Source organism: Pseudoalteromonas sp. S4741, assembly GCF_005886135.1.
Classification (GTDB): domain Bacteria; phylum Pseudomonadota; class Gammaproteobacteria; order Enterobacterales; family Alteromonadaceae; genus Pseudoalteromonas; species Pseudoalteromonas tetraodonis.
This window is the reverse complement of record NZ_PNCN01000038.1, coordinates 42,229-48,599: the sequence shown is the minus strand read 5'-3', so window position 1 is coordinate 48,599 and position 6,371 is coordinate 42,229. Positions and strand designations below refer to the sequence as shown.

The window sequence follows — 6,371 nt, the reverse complement described above, 5'->3', positions numbered from 1 at the left end:
ATGCCAATCCACAGTTGGAACCTGACATTGTCGCAATTAGCCATTCACTTCGAAGGTAGGTTAGATGGCGTGCTAGATATTTAGCAATTTAGGCTGACACAGAATTCTGAACGCCCTCTGTTTGGCCACATCAATGACGTTGTGGCCATCTACAAGAGTACGTTAAGTTGCCTGTTTAGCCCATAAGCCTTTATCAATACCTTTGGTGATAAGATCTGTAAGCGCTTTTTCTATTGCTTGCGTTACGCAAATGCTCATTGGTTCATTATCACTAAAGCCCGCCTCAGCTTCCGCCAGACGTTTATAGCTAACATACCTAAAAAAACCTGCTCGCATTTCTTGGCTCAATACTTTTTTGCTGGTGGCTACTGATAACAATACCTGGCCAGTTCTTACATCTACGGCACGTAAATAGATTGATATTGCATCTTCACGGTATAGCTCTGATGCGCCAATACCAAAATATTCCATTCCTAAGCCACCCGTTTTTACATTAGTGTCGTAACTAATTATACCGCCTTCTAAAATGATTTTCGCAGTGGTTAACGGCGGTAGCTCGCCTTGATTAGGGTTAGTCGCTTGTGCCGCTCTAATAATTTTTCGCTCAGTCAAAATATTTTGCAAACCCTCACGTTCAACCGGCGTAAACCAGTCAGACTCATGTAATGCTTGCACTAGAATAGAGTTTGCACCTTGAGTGACTGCCGTTGAAAAAGAGCTAACATTAGTCTGTGGTTTATATTGACCGGTTTGATCGCGAAATGAATAAACCGAGACTGGAATGCTGCCCGCAGGTTTAGGTAAGCTTTTTAAATCAGAAAAAACATCTGTTGGCTCTAACGTTACCGCACTTTGTTTTGACGGAGGGATTAAATTACCCATAGTAGAGCAACCACTAAGAGAAAGAGCGATTGTTATTATTATTAATTTATACATTATCCAAACCTCGGTACTTCGATAACCACAACCGAGTCATCAATTACATTTGTTATTCTAACCGTGATAGTGTCGGTTGTACTGGTGATCACTTCTATTTGATAATCACCGCTCATAAAAATGGAGTCTTGATTAAAAATACTGTCTTCAATATTTTCCCCAAAAGCCATGTCGGTGATTTCTCTCACCATTCGATTTAAGTATGTCCGCTCTAATGAATCTTTAAACTGGTCTGCATACCCTTTTTCGACAACCGGCGCTTTATGTTTATTTTGTGCTTGTGCCTTACTAAGCAACATATTGGCATTGAGAGGGTTGCCACCAAAACTCGGGTTAATAGGGGTATAAATAATTTCAGTTGCGCAGACTGAAAAGCTTAAAGTTGTTATTATTGTTAATGCTATTTTTTTCATTGTTACCATCCATTCAATGCCATATCAGGACTCGCTGTTTGCATATTCGATCGCGCCATGGCGTCCATTACAGAGTGCACTGCTTGCTCTACTCGCTCGTCCAAAGGCTCTAACTTTCGTCCCAAATGGGTTGCATAAATAATCTTATGATTCATTATCAAAACTAATTTAGTACCAGCACGGGGTATAACTGTTTCTTTTATTTCTACATTAAAGCCAGCTGTTGAAGGCAGTTCACGCCAATAATTTGAAAATTCACTGTAAAATTGATACCCAAAGCGACTAATACTTTTGTTTAGTAATAATCCATCGATTTCTAAATCAGCACTGGCATTACTCAAAGGAGTAAAAAAAGTTAAAAGTATAAAAAGATAGATATATTGTTTATTTTCCATAGTTAAAATAAGGGAGAGGGTTACTCTCCCCATCTCATCAATTACATTTGTGTAATTGTTGCTGTATTACCATCACCAAGTTGAGTGACAGAGAATGTACTGTTAAAGCCAATTGCGCTACCTTCAACAGTGTTGTAGTTACCGGTTTGAGTAACAGAGAATGAAACGTTTTCACCGCCTAATAAAAACGGTGAATCTCCAGTTCCACCTACCCAGTTACCTTCGCCTTGCTGTGCAATATCAATAGAGTGATTACTGCCTTCTACCATTAAGTCAATAACGTTAATATCACCATTTTGAGCAATATCAATTTGGTTTGCGTTACTATCAAGGATACCCGCTAGTGTAACAATCGCCTCGTTTTGATTACCGACTTGATTAACATCAATATCGTTATCGTTTGAAGTGAGAGAAACATCAGGGTATGAAGACTGCACTAAAATTGCGTTTTCATCGCCACCTGATTGGCTAAGATCAACATCGTTACCGCTACCATTAAAGTTAGCTAAATGAACCGAGTTAAAATCACTAACCTGGGTTACTGTAAATTCATTATTTGAACCAATGACACCCATGTATGCTTCATTAGTGTTACCAACTTGCATTGCTGTAAGCTCATTGTTATCGCCCATTAGCTCAGTAGTCGCAAGGTTTTCATCACCAATTTGATTAACTGTTACTTCATTGAATGAACCGTCAAAAAGACCAGACTCAATAGCATTATTCGAACCTTCTTGGTCTAGTTTTATTTCATTATCATTACCAGCAATATCAGTGAATGTAACGATGTTACGTGAACCATCTTGGCTAACGTCAATGTCATTTTCGTTACCGCGTAATGAGCCTACTTTAAATTCATTCCAGATGTCTGTTTGTTCAATTTCAATAATGTTTTCATCGCCTGATAAGCTAAGTACTTCAAATTCTTGCCACATACCAGACTGAGATGAAGTAATTACGTTACCATTACCTCTCATGTCCATGTTGTAAAACCAGTGACCGCCATTTCCTTGTTCAACGTCAATATTATTGTCGCTACCAGTGATAATATTGATTGATTCATTGTTTTGAAATAATCCTTGGCCGGTTTGAGAAACATTAACGCCGTTGTTATCACCCGTTATGCGCGTAATGAAACCATTAGCAACACCATCTTGAGCATAAGTTTGTTGGTTGTTATCACCTGTTGTTTCAACTTCGGCGTAATTACCATTTTGTAATTGAGCTATTTTAACATCGTTGTTGTTACCGATTTCAGTAGCTAGTGCAGTGTTGCCATCGCCATCTTGAGATACTAATGCCGTGTTGTCAGAAAATGATTGGTTAACTGTTACAGCATTCTCAATACTTTTTACAGATACTTTAGCTGCAAGCTCAGAAGTTGAACCCGCTTTTGTTTCTGTGTTTGCGTTTGCTGTAAAGCTGGCGCCCATTGCAATTGCAATTGCACAGCTTAAAAGTGATTTATTCAATTTCATTATTATTCTCCTTGAAAGATAAAATAAAATACCTTGATTATTTATTAAGTTTTAAAAGGTATTTTCGTTTTCGTTGCAGCATGCCGTGCTGCCATAATGTGTGATTAGCTTTTTATTCTTAAACGTAAAATGCTGTTTTAAATATGAATTAGGGTTTGGTCATTAGTACTTGTTAAGGTGGTTTGCCATTCACTAATTCATAACTGCTCAGTCACTATATTCTTCAGTGAATTCATTTTGAATCATCTTTTTTAATGGTAATTTAAATTCATAAATTTCAATTACTTACTCGTTTAATTTGTGTTTTCTATCTATTTACATAAAAAAACCAGTAAAAAATAATTAGTTAATTACATGTTAAAAATAAGTTATTTAATTCATTAAAATGGCTGTTATTAGTGTTTTTTTACTGTATTTCTAGTTAAAAATAATGGTTTTGTTCCTGATTTTGTTTTTTTTACTTGAGTTAGTGACTGATTACCCGTTTTCTTAATGCTTGCCACGTGATTACTTAAATTCATAAACGTAAATATTTCGCTTAGTAAAGCTAAGTTAACTTAATTACGGATAAAACAATGAAAACAAAATTATCTATTATTACACTTGCACTTTTACCTTGTTTAGCTGCGGCTAAATTGCCTGATGTTAACAGTACAACTCAAAAAGTAACTGCGAGCAGTGACTCGATTATTGTTAAATATAAAAAGAATGCTTCGCCGGAAATGCGTAAGCAAGCTCGTTCGTTAGTAAAAGCAAAAATATCAGATCTAAATAACGATGAAATTGATGATAACTTCACCTCGTTATTTTCAGGCCGCCTTGCTAAATTTAAAGTATCAGGAATGAGCGCTAAAGAAGCAATTGAGCGCTTAAAATCGCATCAAGCTATTGAGTATGTTGAGCCTGATTACCGAGTGAGCATAGCAAGTGCAACGAATGATCCTCGTTTTGACGATTTATGGGGCTTAAATAATGAAGGCCAAACTGGTGGTACTGCTGATGCAGATATTGATGCGCCAGAAGCATGGTCAATTTCAACTGGTAGCCGTGATGTTGTTGTAGGTGTTATTGATACCGGTGTAGATTATAGTCACCCTGATTTAGCTGCGAACGCGTGGGTAAACAGTGGTGAAATTGCTGGTGATGGTATCGATAATGACGGTAACGGTTATATTGATGACGTTCACGGTATTAATGCAATTACTGATGTTGGTGACCCGATGGATGACCAAGGCCATGGTACACACGTATCAGGCACAATTGGTGCCAGTGGTAACAATGGTGTCGGTGTTGTTGGTGTAAATCATGATGTTTCTATTGTTGGTTGTAAGTTTTTAGCCGCAGATGGTACAGGTTCTACCTCTGGTGCTATTAAGTGTATCGATTACATGGTTGGCCTTAAAAATGCGGGTGTTAATCTGCGTGTGTTAAATAATAGCTGGGGCGGCGGTGGTTTTAGCCAAGCGTTAGCTGATGCGATTACGGCTAGTGAGCAAGCTGATATTTTATTTGTTGCTGCTGCGGGTAACGATGCGGTTGATAACGATCAAAATCCAAACTACCCATCTAACTATGAGAACGACAACGTATTATCGATAGCAAGTACTGATAGCAGAGATAATATGTCTAGTTTTTCTCAATGGGGCCTAACAAGTGTTGATATGGGCGCACCTGGCTCAGGTATTTTGTCGACCGTTCCTGGTAATAGCTATGCTACTTATTCAGGTACATCTATGGCAACACCGCATGTAGCTGGTGCTGCTGCACTTGTACTTTCAGTTAATCCTGATTTAACAACACTAGAGCTTAAAGAATTACTTATGTCTAGTGGTGATGCTAATGCAGCATTAAATGGTAAAACGGTTGCAGGTACACGCCTAAATGTTAATCAAGCGCTAATAGATGCTGATCCAACTCCAGGCTTTAAATTATCTGTATCGCCGGTTTCTCAGCAAGCGACTGTAGGTGATACGGTTACTTATACCTTTACGATTGGTTCAATTTCACAATGGGATGGTGACGTTTCACTGGCTTTAGCTTCAGATCTTTCAGGTGCATCACTAAGCGCAACTACTGCTCGTCCGGGCGATGAAGTTGTTCTAACAGTTGCAACTAACAGCGATACTCAGTGGGGAAATTACGACTTTACTGTAACTGCGACATCAGACGAGCAAGTTAAAGAACAAACTGTTAGCTTAATGCTTCAACCTGCTGGTTTAAATGACTTTACTTACAGCAGTGATGAAAACATCGCTATTCCGGATAATTCTCCAGAGGGCGCAAGCTCGGTTATTACGGTTGCTGATGATTTAACTATTTTTGGCACCACTGCTGATGTAGATATTACGCATACTTGGTCTGGTGACTTAGTACTTACGCTTATTTCAGCGCAAGGTACAGAAGTAACTTTACAAAGCAATGAAGGTGGCAGTGAAGACGATATTGTTAAGTCATTTACATCAAGCGTATTTAATTCTGAAGTGGCAACTGGAGATTGGACACTTCATGTTGAAGATACAGCTGGTGCAGATACGGGTAATATCAATGGTTGGTCACTTACATTTAGCGCTATCGGTGAGGTAAGCCCACAACCACCACAAGCTGGCTTTAGTGTTTCAGCACAAGGTTTAACTGCTACATTTGTAGATACAAGTCGTGATGTAAATGATGACATTTCACAGTGGAGCTGGAACTTTGGTGATGGTTCAGCATCAACAAACCCAAATCCTACACATGTTTACGCTCAGTCAGGAAGTTATGAGGTTGAATTAACCGTAACGGATAGTGAAAATAACTCAGATACATTCACTCAAACAGTGGTTGTTAGTGATGTTGAAATTGAATTGAGCTTAAAACGCGCTAACAAGTCACGTCTTGATACTATGCGTGTTGAGTTAAACTGGGCAGAAGTAGGGGCTGAGTCACTTAGCTTATACCGAAATGGCGAACTAGTAGATACCGTATCGGATAATGGCCGTTACCGTGATTACGTACGTAAAGCAACATTACCGGCATACGACTACCAGTTATGTATATCTGAAAACGTATGTTCGAATATTATTACGGTTTCATTTTCTGAATAAAACGTTTACCCCTTAGACATCCAAAGCCCAGCAATGCTGGGCTTTTTTATGGAATATCCCTTCTTA

5 protein-coding genes are annotated in these 6,371 nt (G+C 38.5%); 1 reads left to right on the top strand and 4 read right to left on the bottom strand.

Features of this window, described 5'->3' with window-relative positions:
- Window positions 1-162 precede the first annotated feature (162 nt).
- Genes CWC30_RS07455 through CWC30_RS07440 form a run of 4 tightly spaced genes read right to left on the bottom strand, consistent with a single transcriptional unit; the run spans window position 163 to window position 3,222 of the window.
- Window positions 163-936: a CsgG/HfaB family protein gene (locus CWC30_RS07455; RefSeq protein ID WP_024602690.1), complete on the bottom strand. Its 774-nt coding sequence runs from the start codon at window positions 934-936 to the stop codon at window positions 163-165.
- Window positions 936-1,358, bottom strand: coding sequence for a curli assembly protein CsgF (locus CWC30_RS07450; protein ID WP_036983769.1), 423 nt, complete (start codon window positions 1,356-1,358; stop codon window positions 936-938). The genes CWC30_RS07455 and CWC30_RS07450 overlap by 1 nt, the downstream gene beginning before the upstream one ends.
- A complete protein-coding gene (locus tag CWC30_RS07445) occupies window positions 1,352-1,744 on the bottom strand; it encodes a curli production assembly/transport protein CsgE (RefSeq protein ID WP_036983770.1) in 393 nt (130 codons plus the stop codon). The genes CWC30_RS07450 and CWC30_RS07445 overlap by 7 nt, the downstream gene beginning before the upstream one ends.
- A 41-nt stretch (window positions 1,745-1,785) precedes the next feature.
- Entirely contained in the window at window positions 1,786-3,222 is a 1,437-nt protein-coding gene (locus CWC30_RS07440; RefSeq protein WP_138626766.1) for a curlin, read from the bottom strand.
- Window positions 3,223-3,797: 575 nt separating this feature from the next.
- Between CWC30_RS07440 and CWC30_RS07435 the strand changes: the two genes are divergently transcribed.
- Window positions 3,798-6,305 carry a S8 family serine peptidase gene (locus tag CWC30_RS07435; RefSeq protein WP_138626765.1) on the top strand — a complete coding sequence of 836 codons (2,508 nt, stop codon included), beginning with the start codon at window positions 3,798-3,800 and terminating at the stop codon, window positions 6,303-6,305.
- The last annotated feature ends 66 nt before the right edge of the window (window positions 6,306-6,371 follow it).

Coding starts and splice junctions, on each gene's coding strand:
- CWC30_RS07455 (WP_024602690.1), bottom strand. CDS start 936: ATGTATAAATTAATAATAATAACAATCGCTCTTTCTCTTAGTGGTTGC.
- CWC30_RS07450 (WP_036983769.1), bottom strand. CDS start 1,358: ATGGTAACAATGAAAAAAATAGCATTAACAATAATAACAACTTTAAGC.
- CWC30_RS07445 (WP_036983770.1), bottom strand. CDS start 1,744: ATGGAAAATAAACAATATATCTATCTTTTTATACTTTTAACTTTTTTT.
- CWC30_RS07440 (WP_138626766.1), bottom strand. CDS start 3,222: ATGAAATTGAATAAATCACTTTTAAGCTGTGCAATTGCAATTGCAATG.
- CWC30_RS07435 (WP_138626765.1), top strand. CDS start 3,798: ATGAAAACAAAATTATCTATTATTACACTTGCACTTTTACCTTGTTTA.